This window comes from Klebsiella sp. Q2, assembly GCF_009900705.1.
Taxonomy (GTDB): Bacteria; Pseudomonadota; Gammaproteobacteria; order Enterobacterales; family Enterobacteriaceae; genus Klebsiella; species Klebsiella quasipneumoniae.
Window position 1 is genome coordinate 577,957 of record NZ_JAAABE010000002.1, and the last position, 15,413, is coordinate 593,369.

General features: G+C 62.7%; 14 protein-coding genes. 10 read left to right on the forward strand and 4 right to left on the reverse strand.

The window, feature by feature from the left end; translation table 11 throughout:
• Nucleotides 1–4: 4 nt before the first annotated feature.
• Nucleotides 5–1,591 (reverse strand): oxamate amidohydrolase, encoded by a 1,587-nt coding sequence (gene hpxW, locus GT756_RS10525; RefSeq protein WP_146410877.1) that lies wholly within the window; start codon nt 1,589–1,591, stop codon nt 5–7.
• A gap of 179 nt (nt 1,592–1,770) precedes the next feature.
• Here hpxW and hpxU point away from each other — a divergent pair, with 179 nt between their 5' ends.
• The 7 genes from hpxU to hpxK all read left to right on the forward strand — a co-directional run bounded on the left by hpxU (nt 1,771) and on the right by hpxK (nt 8,172).
• A complete protein-coding gene (gene hpxU, locus GT756_RS10530; RefSeq protein WP_023289756.1) occupies nt 1,771–2,610 on the forward strand; it encodes a MurR/RpiR family transcriptional regulator HpxU in 840 nt (279 codons plus the stop codon).
• A gap of 214 nt (nt 2,611–2,824) precedes the next feature.
• Nucleotides 2,825–3,610 carry a transporter substrate-binding domain-containing protein gene (locus GT756_RS10535; protein WP_160124759.1) on the forward strand — a complete coding sequence of 262 codons (786 nt, stop codon included), beginning with the start codon at nt 2,825–2,827 and terminating at the stop codon, nt 3,608–3,610.
• 9 nt (nt 3,611–3,619) lie between these two features.
• On the forward strand, nt 3,620–4,285 hold the full coding sequence (locus GT756_RS10540; protein WP_002905296.1) for an amino acid ABC transporter permease: 666 nt from the start codon (nt 3,620–3,622) through the stop codon (nt 4,283–4,285).
• Nucleotides 4,285–4,941: an amino acid ABC transporter permease gene (locus GT756_RS10545; protein ID WP_002905295.1), complete on the forward strand. Its 657-nt coding sequence runs from the start codon at nt 4,285–4,287 to the stop codon at nt 4,939–4,941. Before GT756_RS10540 ends, GT756_RS10545 begins: the two co-directional genes overlap by 1 nt.
• Complete coding sequence (locus GT756_RS10550) at nt 4,922–5,659, forward strand: amino acid ABC transporter ATP-binding protein (protein WP_002905293.1); 738 nt, start codon at nt 4,922–4,924, stop codon at nt 5,657–5,659. Before GT756_RS10545 ends, GT756_RS10550 begins: the two co-directional genes overlap by 20 nt.
• 15 nt (nt 5,660–5,674) lie before the next feature.
• Nucleotides 5,675–6,916 carry an alanine--glyoxylate aminotransferase family protein gene (locus GT756_RS10555; protein ID WP_043519588.1) on the forward strand — a complete coding sequence of 414 codons (1,242 nt, stop codon included), beginning with the start codon at nt 5,675–5,677 and terminating at the stop codon, nt 6,914–6,916.
• A complete protein-coding gene (gene hpxK / locus GT756_RS10560; RefSeq protein ID WP_135729948.1) occupies nt 6,913–8,172 on the forward strand; it encodes an allantoate amidohydrolase in 1,260 nt (419 codons plus the stop codon). Before GT756_RS10555 ends, hpxK begins: the two co-directional genes overlap by 4 nt.
• 32 nt (nt 8,173–8,204) lie before the next feature.
• Here the strand turns inward: hpxK and GT756_RS10565 are convergent, their stop codons facing one another.
• Entirely contained in the window at nt 8,205–9,182 is a 978-nt protein-coding gene (locus GT756_RS10565; protein WP_065877637.1) for a nitronate monooxygenase family protein, read from the reverse strand.
• Between the two features lie 174 nt (nt 9,183–9,356).
• Between GT756_RS10565 and GT756_RS10570 the strand changes: the two genes are divergently transcribed.
• Together GT756_RS10570 and GT756_RS10575 are read left to right on the forward strand one after the other, a co-directional pair.
• On the forward strand, nt 9,357–10,262 hold the full coding sequence (locus GT756_RS10570; protein WP_074384556.1) for a LysR family transcriptional regulator: 906 nt from the start codon (nt 9,357–9,359) through the stop codon (nt 10,260–10,262).
• 88 nt (nt 10,263–10,350) lie between these two features.
• Nucleotides 10,351–10,839, forward strand: a complete 489-nt coding sequence (locus GT756_RS10575; RefSeq protein ID WP_004205841.1) for a hypothetical protein — start codon at nt 10,351–10,353, stop codon at nt 10,837–10,839.
• A 229-nt stretch (nt 10,840–11,068) separates the two neighbouring features.
• Here the strand turns inward: GT756_RS10575 and GT756_RS10580 are convergent, their stop codons facing one another.
• Together GT756_RS10580 and GT756_RS10585 are read right to left on the reverse strand one after the other, a co-directional pair.
• Nucleotides 11,069–12,169, reverse strand: coding sequence for an NADH:flavin oxidoreductase/NADH oxidase (locus tag GT756_RS10580; RefSeq protein ID WP_023289748.1), 1,101 nt, complete (start codon nt 12,167–12,169; stop codon nt 11,069–11,071).
• Between the two features lie 107 nt (nt 12,170–12,276).
• Nucleotides 12,277–13,884, reverse strand: coding sequence for an FAD-NAD(P)-binding protein (locus tag GT756_RS10585; RefSeq protein ID WP_160124760.1), 1,608 nt, complete (start codon nt 13,882–13,884; stop codon nt 12,277–12,279).
• Between the two features lie 276 nt (nt 13,885–14,160).
• Here GT756_RS10585 and GT756_RS10590 point away from each other — a divergent pair, with 276 nt between their 5' ends.
• A complete protein-coding gene (locus tag GT756_RS10590) occupies nt 14,161–15,393 on the forward strand; it encodes an MFS transporter (protein ID WP_004205848.1) in 1,233 nt (410 codons plus the stop codon).
• The last annotated feature ends 20 nt before the right edge of the window (nt 15,394–15,413 follow it).

Sequence of the window (15,413 nt, forward strand, 5' to 3'; positions counted from 1 at the left end):
CTCCTTAGTATCCGGCGGCGGCGCCGTTGCTGCGTGGATCGGTAGCCCCTTCAAGCAGGCCGTTGGGATGGCGGACAATGGCCCCGGCGTGGCCCATCGCTTCGCTGAAATCGGCCAGCACTTCCACCTCGTGCCCCAGATCGCGCAGACGCGCGATGCAGGCGGGGGCAAAGCGTCCCTCCAGCTTCAGTGAATCCGAGGACTGCCCCCAGGTGCGGCCCAGCAGCCAGCGTGGCCGTGAGATGCTCTCCTGCAGCGGCGCCCCCTGCAGGATATAGCGGGTAAACAGCGCCGCCTGGGTCTGTGGCTGACCGTCGCCGCCCATCGAGCCATAGACCATCACCCGGCCATCGTTCAGGCGCGCGGCGGCAGGGTTGAGGGTGTGGAATGGCTGTTTGCCAGGGGCCAGCGCCAGGAGATGCTGCGGATCGAGGCTGAAGGCCGCCCCGCGGTTTTGCCAGACGATCCCGGTGTCCGGGATCACCACGCCGCTGCCGAACTCGTGATAGATACTCTGAATAAACGACACTGCCAGTCCGCTGTTATCCACGACGCCCATCCAGACGGTATCGCCCGGGCCTTTACCGCCGCCCCAGGGGGAAGCGCTGGCGTCGTCGATGCTGTCGGCCAGCGGCTGCAGGGCTTCCGGGGTGAGCAACTGCTGTACATCCACATCCAGATGGCGCGGATCGGTGATATGCGCATCGCGCAGGGCAAACGCCCGCTTGGTGGCTTCGACGATACGGTGCACCGTTTGCGCCTCGTCGGCGTCGGCCATCTTCAGACGGTCGGTAATGCCAAGGATCGCCAGCGATACCAGCCCCTGCGTGGGTGGGGCAAGATTCCACAGCGTTCCCTGCTGGTGCTGGAGCGTCAGCGGCGCCGGACGCCGGGCGCGGTGGGCCTGCAGGTCGCCGAGGGTGACAGGCATCCCCAGCGCGGCCATCCCCTGGGCGAGACGTTCAGCCAGCGGACCGCGATAGAAACTGTCGAGACCGTCGCTGGCCAGCATGCGCAGGGTACCGGCGAGGGCGGGCTGGCGGAAGCGGCTGCCGGGCCGCGGGGCCTCGCCCGCGACCAGCCAGGTTTCGCTGAAGCCCGGCTGATGGCGCAGCTCTTCCAGTTTGCTGGCGGTGGCGTGGGCCTGCGAGGCGGTGACCGGAATGCCGTCTTCGGCATAACCGATCGCATCGGCCAGCAGGCGCGCCACCGGCAGCGCGCGGCCGGTTAAGTCCCGAGAAATACGCAGCGCCTCGTCCCAGCCGCTAACGGTGCCGGCGACGGTCAGCGCGGCCTGCGGCCCCCGGTGGGGGATATGCCGCTGACCGGCATAGGCCTCGAGGGTGGCCAGCGACCCGGCCGCACCGCTGGCGTCAATGGCGATGGGATCCCCCCCGGGAGGCACGATCAGCCAGAAACCATCCCCGCCCAGGCCGTTCATGTGCGGATAGACGACGGCGATGGCTGCGGCGGCAGCCACCATCGCTTCAATGGCGCTGCCGCCCTCGCGCAGGATGGCCAGCGCGCTCTGGCTGGCGAGGTGGTGAGGAGCGACCGCCATGCCGTGGGTCGAAACGTTGCTACTGTGCATAAATTATCCTTTCTGAACGAATCACCCGCAGAACACTGCAAAAGCTGTTCCAGCTCTGAACGTTTCGTTTCATTGATAAAAACAATGACCGGAATTTTCCCGCTGGCACGCTATGTGTAAGGCATAGCAGATACAGTATGATGAGGGATGGATGATGAAACGAAAGTTACAGGGGCGCTATGCAACAACTCGATGAACGACTGAAAGGGCAATACGCCTCGCTGTCGCCGCAGGAGCAGCGGGTGGCGGATTTCATCTTTGACCACTTTGATGACCTGATAAGCTACAACAGCGCCGAGCTGGCGCAGCTGAGCGGCGTGTCGAAAGCCACCGTCAGCCGGCTGTTCAAGCGCCTGGGCTATGACAAATATAAGGACATGCGCGATGAACTGCGCACCCTGCGCCAGAGCGGAATGCCGCTGACCGACCAGCGCGACGCGGTGCAGGGTAACACGCTGCTGGCGCGTCATTATAAGCAGGAGATGGCGAACCTCACCCAATGGGTCAATGCCCTTGACGCTCACCAGTTCGCCGAGGCGCTGACGGCGATGGTGGCCGCGCGCCGCATTGTGGTGATTGGCATGCGCAATGCCTATCCGGCGGCGCTGCACCTGCGCCAGCAGCTGCTGCAGGCTCGCGGTCAGGTGCTGGTGCTGCCCCAGCCGGGGCAGAGCCTCAGCGAAGAGCTGGTCGACCTGACCGCCGATGACCTGGTGGTGATGATGGCGTTTCGCCGGCGGCCGCGGATCGTCCGCCCGCTGCTGCAGCAGCTGCAGCGCGACGGGGTGCCGGTTCTGTTAATGTGCGAGCCGCAGGCCCACAGCCTGTTCCCGCTCTCCCGCTGGCAGCTCTGCGCGCCGCTGGACAGCGTCTCGGCTTACGACAGCTATGCCTCGGTCAACAGTCTGATCAATCTGCTGGCCAATGCCTTTCTGCATGAAACGCTCGACAGCGGTCGTCCGCGGATCCACGATATCGCTACGCTTTATCAGCAGCTGGACGAGCTGGAACAACGCTGATGGGGCGCCAGCGTGGTGCTGTGCATCAATATGGTGCATTTGGTTCCGCGTTCTGGCGCCGTCGATTTTTACTCTTCTGCTCCTTACTGCCTGTCCGTTCTCACTTTTTGCCTTAATTCCTCGCCAACCCGCGCATCGACCGTATCTGGCACATTAGTTGCAAAAACAGATTCAAAGAATCTTTTGTTTCATGCTAACGTAACGGGTAAACATCATGAAGAAACTGTTGATCGCACTGGCCGGGGCCGCTTGTCTCCTTTCGTCTGTTTCTGCTGCGCAGGCTGACCAGCTCCAGGATATTGAAAAACGCGGCGTCATCCGCATTGCCGTGCCCCAGGATTTTCCGCCGTTCGGCTCGGTGGGGACCGACCTGCAGCCGCAGGGGTATGACATCGATATGGCGCGCTATCTGGCGAAGTCGATGAAGCTCAAGCTGCAGCTGGTCCCGGTGACCAGCGCCAACCGCGTGCCGTATCTGCAGACCGATAAGGTGGACCTGGTGATCTCCAGCCTCGGCAAGAACGCCGAGCGCGAGAAAGTGATCGACTTCAGCCGCGCCTACGCCCCGTTCTTCCTCGGGGTGTTTGGCCCGAAAGGGGCGGAGCTGAAGGACGCGGCCGCGCTGAGCGGTAAAAGCATCGGCGTGACCCGTGGGGCGGTGGAAGATATGGTGCTGACCAGCGTGGCGCCGCAGGCGGCGCAGATTAAGCGCTACGAGGACAATAACACCACGCTGTCGGCCTATCTGTCGGGCCAGGTGCAGTATGTCGCCACCGGTAACCTGGTGGTGGCGGCCATCTCCCGGCAGTACGCTGACAAAGCGCCGGTGCCGAGCTTTATGCTGAAGGACTCGCCGTGCTTTATCGGGCTGAAAAAGAACGAACCGGCGCTGAAGGAGAAAGTGGATACCCTGATCGAGCAGGGCATTAAGGACGGCACCCTCAACGGTTTGTCTGAGAAGTGGCTGAAAGCGCCGCTGCCTGCCAGCCTCGGCGCGTAAGGTCTGTGGATGACGGAGCAACTTCATTTTTCTGAGCTCTGGCCGCACTGGCCGGAGCTGCTGGCCGGTCTGTGGGTGACGGTGCAGCTGACGGTGCTGGCGACGATCGGCGGACTGGCGATTGGGATCCTCGGGGCGGCGATCCGCAGCGGCCGCCCGGGCGTCCTCAGCCGGATCTGGGGCGGATATGTGGAAATCATCCGTAACACGCCGTTCGTGGTGCAGCTCTTTTTTATCGTTTTTGGTTTACCGAACCTGGGACTGAAGATGACCGCCGGCGAAGCGGCGCTGCTGGCGATGGTGGTTAACCTTGGGGCTTACAGCACCGAGATCGTGCGCGCCGGCATCCAGGTGACGCCGAAAGGCCAGTGGGAGGCCGGACGCGTGCTCGGGCTCAGCCGGACGCAAACTTTCGTTCGCGTGGTGCTGCCCCCGGCGCTGCAGCGGATTTATCCGGCGCTGGTCAGCCAGTGCATCATCGTGATGCTCGGCTCGTCGGTGGTGTCGCAGGTCTCCTATGAGGAGCTGACCTTCGCCGCCAACCTGATCCAGTCGCGGACGTTTTTGAGCTTTGAGGTCTATCTGGTGACCACCGGGATCTACTTAGCGTTATCGATAGCGATGCGCCAGCTGCTGATGGCGGCGGGGCGTAAATGGCTGGGGGTGCAGGCATGATGACCACCTTTACCGACTGGGACATTATCCGCAACCTGCTGCTGGCCGGTCGCTGGACGGTGCTGCTGTCGCTGGTCGCGTTCACCGGCGGGGCGCTGGTGACCTTACCGCTGCTGCTGCTGCGCCTGACTGGCGGACGGCAGGTGAAACGGCTGATCCGCGGCTACGTCGAACTGTTTCAGGGGACGCCGCTGCTGATGCAGCTGTTTCTGGCATTTTTCGGCGTAGCGCTGTTCGGCATCGACGTCTCGGCATGGACCGCGGCGTCGGTGGCTCTGACGCTTTATACCAGCGCCTTTCTGCTGGATATCTGGTTCGGCAGCATTCGCGCGCTGCCGAAAGGCCAGTGGGAAGCCTCGCGCTGTCTCGGGCTGAGCTTCGGCCAGACCCTGTACCGGGTAGTGGCGCCGCAGGCGCTGCGCATCGCCATCGCGCCGACGGTGGGGTTCGCCGTGCAGGTGATCAAAGGCACGGCGCTGGCGTCGATTATTGGCTTTGTGGAGCTGACCAAGGCGGGAACCATGCTGACCAACGTCACTTACCAGCCGTTTAAAGTGTTTGCCCTGGTGGCGCTGGGCTATTTCATTCTGTGCTATCCGCTGTCCCGCTACAGCCGTTATCTGGAGAACAAATTCAATGCCTCTCATCACCATTAATCAGATGCAGAAGTACTACGGCGACAACCATGTGCTGAAGGGCGTCGATCTGGATATCGACATGGGGGAAGTGATCTCGATTATCGGCCGCAGCGGCTCGGGCAAAAGCACCCTGCTGCGCTGCATCAATGGTCTGGAGGGGTACCAGGAGGGGAGCATCAAGCTCGGGGGCATGACCATCACCGACCGCGATTCCCAGGCCCGGGAGATCAGCCGTTCTATCGGCATGGTGTTCCAGAACTTCAATCTCTTTCCGCACATGACGGCGCTGGAGAACGTCATGCTGGCCCCGCGGCGGGTGCTGAAGAAGTCCCAGGCCGAATGTCGCGAGCTGGCGCAGCGGATGCTGGAGAAGGTCGGTCTTGGCGATCGTCTGGATTACTATCCGGCCAACCTCTCCGGCGGCCAGCAGCAGCGCGTGGCCATCGCCCGGGCGCTGGCCATGTCGCCAAAAGTTTTACTCTGTGACGAAATCACTTCGGCGCTCGACCCGGAACTGGTGGGCGAAGTGCTGAAGGTGCTGGAGCAGCTGGCGGCGGAAGGCATGACGCTGATCCTCGTCACCCATGAAATGAATTTTGCCCGCGAAGTGGGCGACCGCGTGGTGTTTATGCATCAGGGGCGCGTCTGGGAGCAGGGCGACAGCAAAACGCTGTTCGCCAGTCCGCAGACAACCGAACTGAAACAGTTTATCTCCTCGGTGCGCGGTCTTAACTAACGTAAGGAATGGCAGATGGATATCACTCAGTTTTCGCAAATTAACCCGCCACAGCGCCTGCTGATGGGCCCGGGGCCGATCAACGCCGACCCGCGCGTGCTGCGCGCCATGGCGAGCCAGCTGGTGGGTCAGTACGATCCGGCGATGACCCACTACATGAATGAAGTGATGGCGCTGTACCGCGGCGTATTTCGCACCGAAAACCGCTGGACGATGCTGGTGGACGGCACCTCCCGCGCCGGTATCGAAGCGATTCTGGTGTCGGCGATCCGGCCGGGTGACAAGGTGCTGGTGCCGGTGTTCGGCCGGTTTGGTCATCTGCTGTGCGAGATTGCGCGCCGCTGCCGGGCAGAAGTACACACCATCGAGGTGCCGTGGGGGGAAGTCTTTACCCCGGACCAGGTTGAAGACGCGATCAAGCGCGTGCGCCCGCGCCTGCTGCTCACCGTGCAGGGCGATACCTCGACCACCATGCTGCAGCCGCTGGCGGAGCTGGGAGAGATTTGTCGTCGCCACGATGTGCTGTTCTATACCGACGCCACCGCGTCGCTCGGCGGCAACCCGCTGGAAACCGACGCCTGGCAGCTGGACGCGGTGTCCGCCGGGATGCAGAAGTGCCTTGGTGGCCCCTCCGGCACCTCGCCCATCACCCTCAGCCCACGGATGGAAGAGGTCATCCGCCGCCGCCGCTGCATTGAGCAGGGGATCCGCACCGATGCCCACCACGATGGCGTCGACGAGATGATCTACTCCAACTATTTCGATCTCGGCATGGTGATGGATTACTGGGGGCCGGAGCGCCTGAACCACCATACCGAAGCGACCTCGGCGCTGTTCGCCGCCCGGGAGTGCGCGCGCCTGATCCTTCAGGAGGGACTCGACAATGGCATCGCCCGCCACAAGCTACATGGCGATGCGCTGCTGAAAGGGATCCAGGCGATGGGTCTTGAGACCTTTGGCGACCTGCGGCACAAAATGAATAACGTGCTGGGGGTGGTGATCCCCAACGGGATCAACGGCGATCAGGTGCGGAAGCTGATGCTGGAAGATTTCGGCATTGAGATTGGCACCTCGTTCGGCCCGCTGCACGGTAAAGTCTGGCGCATTGGCACCATGGGCTATAACGCGCGTAAAGACTGTGTGATGCAGACGCTCAGCGCGCTGGAGGCGGTGCTGAACTACCTCAAGTTCACCACCACCCAGGGCGCGGCGATGCAGGCGGCCTGGGATCACTACCGCAACGAGGCCACCCTATGAGTGATACCGTCCGCCAGCTGGCGGAGAGAGAGGCGGCCGCCAGCCGGGTGATGGCGCGCGCCGACCAGCTGGCCGCCCTCAGCGAAACCGCCGACGCCCTGACCCGGGTCTATCTGTCGCCGGAACATCTGCAGGCGAACCAGCTGGTGGGCCAGTGGATGCAGGCCGCCGGCATGATGGTATGGCAGGACAGCGTCGGTAATATCTGCGGTCGCTATGAAGGCGTGCAGGAGGGGGCGCCGGCGGTGCTGCTGGGCTCTCATCTCGACACCGTGCGCAACGCCGGGCGCTACGACGGCATGCTCGGCGTGCTGGCGGCGATTGAGGTGGTCCAGCGTCTGCACCAGCAGGGGCGACGGCTGGCGAAGGCTATCGAGATCGTCGGCTTTGGCGATGAAGAGGGCACCCGCTTCGGCATCACCCTGCTGGGCAGCCGCGGCGTCACCGGCACCTGGCCCGAAAGCTGGCTGTCGCAGTGCGATGCCGACGGGGTGAGCGTCGCCCAGGCGCTGGTGAATGCCGGACTCGATCCGGCGCGGATCGCCCATGCCGCCCGCAACCTGCAGGATATCGCCGCCTATCTCGAACTGCATATCGAGCAGGGGCCGTGCCTGGAGCAGGCGGGTCTGGCGCTCGGCGTGGTGGAGGCGATTAACGGCGCCCGCCGCCTGACCTGCCGCTTTACCGGCGAAGCCGGCCATGCCGGCACGGTGCCGATGCTCCATCGTAAGGACGCGCTCGCCGCGGCGGCGGAATGGATGGTGCAGGTGGAAAGCCTGACCCGGCAGCGCGGCGGCAACCTGGTGGCGACGGTCGGCACCCTGCGCTGTGCGCCGGGCGCGGTGAATGTGATTCCGGGCGAGGTGCAGCTGACGCTGGATATTCGCGGCCCGCAGGATGCACCGCTTGCGGCGCTGCTGGAAGAGCTGCTGGCGCAGGCGCAGGCCATTGCCGGGCGCCGCCAGCTGAGCTTCACCGCCGAGGAGTATTACCGTATCGCCGCCACCGCCTGCGACAGTCAACTGCAGGCGGTTCTGAGCGAGGTGGTGACGGCGGTGCAGGGGCGTTCACTGACGCTGCCGAGCGGCGCAGGGCATGACGCCATCGCCATCGCCGAGCGCTGGCCATCGGCCATGCTGTTTGTGCGCTGCCTGGGGGGCGTCAGCCATCACCCGGCGGAGTCGGTCACCGCCGCCGACGTCGGGCTGGCTATCGACGCGTTCTCCCGGGCGGTAGAGAAGGTAGCTGACGCCTGATCGCGCCGGTTACCATGCCCCGGCTGGCGGCTTCACACCGCCAGCTGGTTGACTACCTCGGCGACGGAGGCGATGGCATGGATGTTGCCGATCCCCGCCCCCAGCGAGATATACCCCTCATCGGTATTCCCCTCCAGCATGCCCAGCCGCATTCCGCGCAGACCGCCCATCGCCTGGGCCAGCTCGGCCTTTGAGGCTCCGGCCCGGTCCATGGCCACCAGCTTGTCGCTCAGTTTGCCAGGCAGGGCGCGGTAGTAGTCCGGCAGCGTACGAAACAGCCGCAGATCCAGGCCGTTGGCGGCGAGAATTTTCGCTTTCACCGAGTCGGGAACGCGACTTTCGACGGTGCTGATGAATACCGAACCGGCGAAGACGCCTTCCGCGCCGAGGGCGTGAGCAGCGCGCGCTCCCCGGGCGTCGGTGATGCCCCCCGCGCCCATCACCGGAACCCGCTGAACAGCGTCAACGATCAGCGGGACGATAGTGAAGGTCCCCATTGCGGTAGCCGGCAGCGTGCCGCCTTCGTCAAAGCCGGTGGCGACGATGATGTCCGCTCCGGCCTGCTCCGCGCGACGGCTGTTCTCCGGCGTCGGGTTAATATCGCGGTAGATAATGGTGATCCCGGCGGTTTTCAGCTCATCGAACAGCGCCGGTTTTAACGAACCGTCTCCGTAGCCGGTGTAGACCACCACTTTAACGCCTTCCTCTTTGATCACCGGAAGGATCGCCGGCGTCCAGATGTCGTTTTCCGCCGTCGGGATCAGGTTGACGCCAAAGGGTTTCTCGGTCAGCTGTTTGGTTTTGCGGATCTCTTCGCGCATTTTCTCTGCCGTCGCCTCCGGCGTGGAGACGGCGGTTGCCGCCGTCAGGCCGGCGTTCGGGCCCAGCACCCCGAGACCACCGGCGTTGCCGACGGCCGCCACCAGACGAGCATCGGTCAGCCAGGAGAGCGGGCCCTGGACTACCGGTTTTTCAATACCCAAAATGCGGGCCACACGGTTAGTTTGCATGATATTTTTCCTTGTTCGTTAATGAGTTATCAATTTCTTCGCCCCAGCGATGCGGCAATGAGGGCAGTGTAGGCGCCTTTATTGTTTTAAAAAATGAGCAAAAACTTTCATCACTGTTATTAAATTGGTAATAATTGAGGCAGGCGAAGAGACGGGGAGCGGGCCGTTATGCAGATGAATCTGTTTGAAAATATTAAAATCTTTATTGAAATCGTCGACGCCGGCAGCTTTGCCCAGGCGGCGGAAAATTTGCAGATCCACCGGCCGGCGGTGACCAAAGCGCTGCAGCAGCTGGAGCGGGAGAGCGGTGTCAGGTTGCTGCAGCGCACCACCCGCCGCCTGTATCTCACGCCGGAAGGAGAAGAGTTTTATCGTCGCAGTAAACCGCTGCTCTCCCAGGCCGACGATCTGCTGGAGTCGTTCGCGCCGGACCGGCCGATCCGCGGCCAGCTACGCGTCGATATGCCAATCGCTTTTGCGCGGCTGCTGGTGATCCCGCATCTGGCGGATTTTTATCAGGCCCATCCGGAGGTGGAAATTGTCCTCAGTAGCTCCGATGTGCGCCGGGATATGCTGCGCGATGGGCTGGATTGTCTGCTGCGGGTGGGGGATCTGGAGGATGGCGACTATGTGGCGCGCTCGCTGGGGGAGGTGGCGTTAACCACCTGCGCGAGTCCTGCGTATCTGGCTCGCTATGGGGCGCCCGCCACGCTGGAGGAACTGCAGTCGCACCTGGCGGTGAACTGGGTAAACAGCAGCAGCCGACAGATTATGCCCTGGCGATTCCAGACCCCGGAGGGCATCAGGCAGATCGCTATCCCCGGTAAACTGGTGCTGGACAACTCAGAAGTTTTTACCGCCGCCGGGCTGGCAGGGCTGGGCATGCTGCAGGGAATGCGATTCTTTCTACAACCCTATATCGACAGTGGGGAGCTGGTAGAAATTCTGCCGGACTTCCCGGCGCCGCGTCGGCCACTGTCGCTGCTCTATCCGCACCGGCATCTCTCGCATAAGGTGCGGGTTTTTGCCGAGTGGCTGCAGGGGCTGGTGGCGACGCTGGATCGACCGGTGTCGGCTTGACTCTGCTGGCTGAGCGTTTATATATAAAATGTGAATGCTATTAAGGCAATAAATCACAAGGCTGGATAATGACTCAACCTGTAAGGGAATGCTGATGAAACTCTGGAATAAAACACTGCTTGCTTCCGCCCTGTGCCTGACCCTGTTTGGCTGCGACGATGCGTCGAAAGTGGATAACAAACTGGATAAGGCCAAAGATAATGCGGAGCAGATGAAGGATGCCGCGGCGGACAAAGCCCAGGCGATTAAGCAGGATGCGGATAAGCAAATTGATACGCTGAAAAGCCAGGCCGACGCCGAGGCCGATCGTCTGAAGGATCAGGCCAGCGCCATCAAGGCGGAGGCGGACAAGAAAGCGGATGCCATCGCCCAGCAGGCGAAAGCCCAGGCCGATGCGGTGAAGCAGAATGCAAAGCAGGAAAGTGACCGCATAGTCAAAGAGGCGGGTCAGATTAAAGACAACGCCATCGGTGATGCCAATCAGCTTTCGGCGGAAGCGGCGAGCAAAACCAAAGCCATTCAGGACAGTATCGCGAAGGATAAACAGAACACCACGCCACCGCCCGCCCAGCAGTAACTCGCGGTGTTTGCCGGGCCGTCGCCCGGAAATATAGGGAGCGGAGCCTGATAGATTGCCCGGCGGCGCTGCGCTTGCGCGGGCCTACGCAGGGGGCGGGTTGGCTGCGCAATGACCGGGCATCACCCTTTTGTAGGCCGGGCAAGGCGACGCCGCCCGGCATATGGACCGCAATAACATCCTGCTGAGGGGTATCTTACGATACCCCTTTTTTATGCCCGCCGCGGGTTCAACGGTTTGGCAGCAGGGTGCCTTTCAGGCCGTGTGGCTCGGAGCGCAGATATTGCGAAGGAACGCGAACCTGGGCGCCGAGGCTGGCGGCAGCGTGCCATGGCCAGTGCGGATCGTAGAGCACCGCGCGGGCGAGGGCGATCAGGTCGGCATCGCCATTCTCCAGCGCCGCTTCCGCCTGCTGCGGGTCGGTGATCAGCCCTACGCCAATCACCGGGATGGCTACCTGCTCGCGAATGTCGCGGGCGAAAGGCAACTGGTAGCCCGGACCGACGGTGATGGCCTGCTGCGGCGACAAACCGCCGCTGGAGACATGGATATAGTCGCTGCCCAGCGCTTCCAGCTGCTGGCTGAACTGAATGGACTGCTCGCCGTCCCAGCCGCCTTCAACCCAGTCGGTCGCCGACAACCTGACGCCCACCGCCATGGCGTTGCCCACCGCCTCGCGGATTGCCTTAAACACTTCCAGCGGATAGCGCATTCGGTTTTCCAGCGAACCGCCATACTCGTCACGGCGCTGATTGCTGAGCGGTGAAAGAAACTGGTGCAGCAGATAGCCGTGAGCGGCGTGCAGCTCAATCAGCTCAAAGCCCAGGCGTTGGGCGCGCAACGCGCTGGCGACAAAGGCCGCTTTGATGCGTGCCAGATCGGCATGGCTCAGCTCCGCCGGGGCGCGGTCGCCGTCGTGAAACGCCACCGCGGAGGGGGCGACGGTCTGCCAGCCGCCCTGGTTGAGCGCCAGCTGATGGCCACCCTGCCAGGGGGCCGCGCAGGAGGCCTTGCGCCCGGCATGCCCCAGCTGGATCCCCAGAGGGATCGGTGACCAGGCCCGGATATCCTCCACCACGGCACGCAGGGCGTTTTCGGTTTCATCATCCCACAGCCCCAGATCCCCAGGCGAGATACGTCCCGCCGGCTCTACTGCCGTGGCTTCCAGAATTAACAGGCCGGCGCCGGAGAACGCCAGCTGCCCGAGGTGGATCCGGTGCCAGGAGGTTGCCTTCCCCTCGTCGGCAGAATACTGACACATGGGGGCGATAACGATACGGTTATCCAGCGTCAACTGACCAATACGCGTCGCGCTAAAAAGATGACTCATGAGTACCTCGTAAATGTTAGACGTGGTCTTGCACGGGGGCGAACAGCCACTGTTTATAGCACGCCTGCTGGCCCCCCTTTATTCGGATATTGCGTTTAAACGTCCTGCTATTCGATAAACCAGAGACGACGCCGCCGGCCAGTTGCCTGCTGGGAGACCGCGCGGGCCATTGCGCTGCCAATCTCGGCGCTGGCCGTCAGCCCCTGGACAAAGGGGCGATCGTGCATCAGCCAGGGAAGAGCGCCGAAGGCGACCCGGCCGCGCACGGCCTCCGGCGCCTGCAGCGTGTAGTCATCGCCAACGTCAGGAATAGCGTCGCCGCAGGCCAGCAACTGCTGGCGCAGTGAAGGAAAGGGCAGATCCCGGGTTTTCAATGCTTTCTGTCCGCGGGCATCGATAAAGACATCGAATTCACAGCGCTGCTGATGATGGACAATCAGCGTCCGGTCAGACTCGCGCTGCAGCTCGTAATCCTCACCCAGCGCCACAATTCGCAGAATGCCCGCCTGATGCAGGGCCAGCAACCGGCGAATGGACTCCGGCGGGATCGCAGCGTAGTTATCAATAAACACGCGGGCGAGCCCCTGGCGGAAGCGACGGCTGTCCTCGTCGTTGAGCTGCGGCACCACGGTTTCAATCGCCTCGTGCAGGCGGAGAATGGCATAGCGCCAGGGCACCGTGTGGCGCTCGCGCTTATTGCGCTCCACCTCCTGCAGATTGTGCTGCGCCCACTGGAAGGGGTCATGGGTGAGACGGTCGGCAAACCAGGCGTCGGCGATGCTGTCAGGCGTCAGCTGGCGCAGCCCCGTCGCCTCGCACCAGGCCGGGGCGGCATATTCCAGCTCATGGACGATCAGCTGGAACACCCGATCCAGCAGGCCGTCGCAGCCCTCAGCGACGGCCGCCTCAAGGGCGGCGGGGGTGGCTATCTCCAGCGGCTCCCACGGGATCGGGCAGTAAAAATCGGCCTCCGGCAGCACGCCGTTACGTGACATCAGCGTGATCTCCAGCGCGTCGCTGCCGGGATGCAGGGAAAAATGGGTGATTTTGTCGTGATCAGTATGGAAAACGCCGTGGCGGGCCACCACCGCCACGGCGGCATCAATCGCGCTTAAGGAGGTCCCGAGGATCCCGACCCGACAGGGGGCTATGCGGGCCTCCATCAGGCCGGTCCACGGACTGGGGAAGTACTGCCGGCTGGCGCGTTCTTCTTCAGGCCACAAATGGCCGGTGGCAATCACCACCAGATCGACCATTACCGGCTGTGCCGCGCCGTCGGTGTGGATGGCGATCCCGACGGGCTGCACCGCAATATCTGTGACCTCACAGGACTCGCAGACGCTCACCACGAAGCCGGCGTCTCTGGCCCGTTGCACAAGATATAGAAAGCGGTCGCGGTAGTACTCGCCGAGGATCACCCGCGGCAGAAACTGGCGCTCATGCAGAGCCTGCCGTTCAAGACCGCGCGCCGCCAGCCAGTCGTCGCTCTGCTGCTGCAGCCATTGCAGATAGGTCAGGTCAATAGGGGGGATCTCAATGCTGGCAATATTGGCCAGCATCTGCGCCGCGGTATTATCGTCGCTATAGGGCATACCCACCCCGGCCTGCGCCTCTTTTTCAAACAGCGCGATCGATAGCGGCTCACCGCGCTTCACCAGTTCATACAAGGTGTAAATCCCCGTCGGCCCGGCGCCGACGATGGCGATTCTCTTCATGATTCTCTCCCTTCCTGTGGGTGGATGCGGCATCTGGGGCAGTGCACTGAAGCCAGCCTGTCCTTAATTCTGGTCGAAAATTAGCGAACCGGTGGGCCGTCGCACGCAATTTGAAACAAATTAGCGTGCTAATAAACTTGCCGACGGCCAGAAAAGGGGTGTAATTAACAAAAGAGCAACTTTCTATACAAACAATTTACACAAGCGGTGGCACCAGCCTGCTCTGCCGGACGCCGCGCAAGCTCCCGGCAACGCCGTCGGGATAGGGATGACAAGATGCACGGCTGGACTTCACGACAGCGCAACGCGGCGATCGCCAGTTTTTTAAGCTGGACGCTCGATGCTTTCGACTTTTTCCTGTTGGTTTTTTTACTGAGCGATATCGCCCATTCGTTTCACGTCGACCTTGAAGAGGTCACCCTGGCGATTCTGCTGACCCTGGCCGTGCGGCCCGTTGGCGCGCTGATCTTCGGCCGGGCGGCGGAGAAGTTTGGCCGCAAACCGATCCTGATGCTCAACATCGTTTTCTTCTCCGCCTTTGAGCTGCTCTCCGCCGCGGCGCCGTCGTTGATGCTGTTTTTTCTGCTGCGGGTACTGTACGGCGTGGCGATGGGCGGGATCTGGGGCGTGGCTTCGTCGCTGGCGATGGAGACGATCCCTGACCGCTCGCGCGGCCTGATGTCCGGTCTGTTCCAGGCGGGGTATCCCTTCGGCTATCTGCTGGCGGCCGTGGCCTACGGGCTGTTGTTTACTCAGCTCGGCTGGCGCGGGATGTTTGTCATTGGCGCCGCCCCGGTGCTGCTGTTGCCGTTTATCTATTTCTGCGTCGAGGAGTCCCCGGTCTGGCTGGCGGCACGGCAGAGTAAAGCGAGCACGGCTCTGCTGCCGGTGTTGCGTAGCCACTGGAAGCTGTGCCTGTACCTGGTGGTGCTGATGGCGGCCTTTAACTTCTTCTCCCACGGGACGCAGGATCTCTACCCGGTCTTTTTGAAAGTCCAGCACGGCTTCGAGCCTAAAACGGTCAGCATTATCGCGGTGTGCTACAACATCGCCTCGATCATCGGCGGGGTTTTCTTCGGCTCGCTGTCGGAGAAGATTGGCCGGCGCAAAGCGATTATGAGCGCCGCCCTGCTGGCGCTGCCGGTGATCCCGCTGTGGGCATTCGCCAGCGGCTCGCTGGCGCTGGGGGCCGGGGCGTTTCTGATGCAGTTTATGGTGCAGGGCGCCTGGGGGGTGATCCCTACCTGGCTCAACGAACTGGTTCCGGCCAACACCCGGGCAGTGCTGCCCGGCTTCGTCTATCAGCTGGGTAACCTGCTGGCCTCGGTGAATGCCACCCTGCAGGCCTCCATTGCCCAGCACCACGGGCATAACTACGGCCTGGCGATGGCCCTGGTGGCCGGGACGGTGGCGATCGTCATTACCATTCTGACCTTCTTTGGCCGTGAAGGCCGGATGACGCAACCCGCCGGGACGGCGCCTCACCAGCCGCTCTCCACCAGCCGTTAAGTGCTGACGCCGGGCGTTGT

Bases quoted from the DNA above. Each gene is read 5' to 3' on its own strand.
- hpxU (WP_023289756.1), top strand. From the start codon at position 1,771: ATGCAACAACTCGATGAACGACTGAAAGGGCAATACGCCTCGCTGTCG.
- hpxW (WP_146410877.1), bottom strand. From the start codon at position 1,591: ATGCACAGTAGCAACGTTTCGACCCACGGCATGGCGGTCGCTCCTCAC.
- GT756_RS10550 (WP_002905293.1), top strand. From the start codon at position 4,922: ATGCCTCTCATCACCATTAATCAGATGCAGAAGTACTACGGCGACAAC.
- GT756_RS10535 (WP_160124759.1), top strand. From the start codon at position 2,825: ATGAAGAAACTGTTGATCGCACTGGCCGGGGCCGCTTGTCTCCTTTCG.
- GT756_RS10545 (WP_002905295.1), top strand. From the start codon at position 4,285: ATGACCACCTTTACCGACTGGGACATTATCCGCAACCTGCTGCTGGCC.
- GT756_RS10575 (WP_004205841.1), top strand. From the start codon at position 10,351: ATGCTGATGAAACTCTGGAATAAAACACTGCTTGCTTCCGCCCTGTGC.
- GT756_RS10540 (WP_002905296.1), top strand. From the start codon at position 3,620: ATGACGGAGCAACTTCATTTTTCTGAGCTCTGGCCGCACTGGCCGGAG.
- GT756_RS10590 (WP_004205848.1), top strand. From the start codon at position 14,161: ATGCACGGCTGGACTTCACGACAGCGCAACGCGGCGATCGCCAGTTTT.
- GT756_RS10555 (WP_043519588.1), top strand. From the start codon at position 5,675: ATGGATATCACTCAGTTTTCGCAAATTAACCCGCCACAGCGCCTGCTG.
- GT756_RS10580 (WP_023289748.1), bottom strand. From the start codon at position 12,169: ATGAGTCATCTTTTTAGCGCGACGCGTATTGGTCAGTTGACGCTGGAT.
- GT756_RS10570 (WP_074384556.1), top strand. From the start codon at position 9,357: ATGAATCTGTTTGAAAATATTAAAATCTTTATTGAAATCGTCGACGCC.
- GT756_RS10585 (WP_160124760.1), bottom strand. From the start codon at position 13,884: ATGAAGAGAATCGCCATCGTCGGCGCCGGGCCGACGGGGATTTACACC.
- GT756_RS10565 (WP_065877637.1), bottom strand. From the start codon at position 9,182: ATGCAAACTAACCGTGTGGCCCGCATTTTGGGTATTGAAAAACCGGTA.
- hpxK (WP_135729948.1), top strand. From the start codon at position 6,913: ATGAGTGATACCGTCCGCCAGCTGGCGGAGAGAGAGGCGGCCGCCAGC.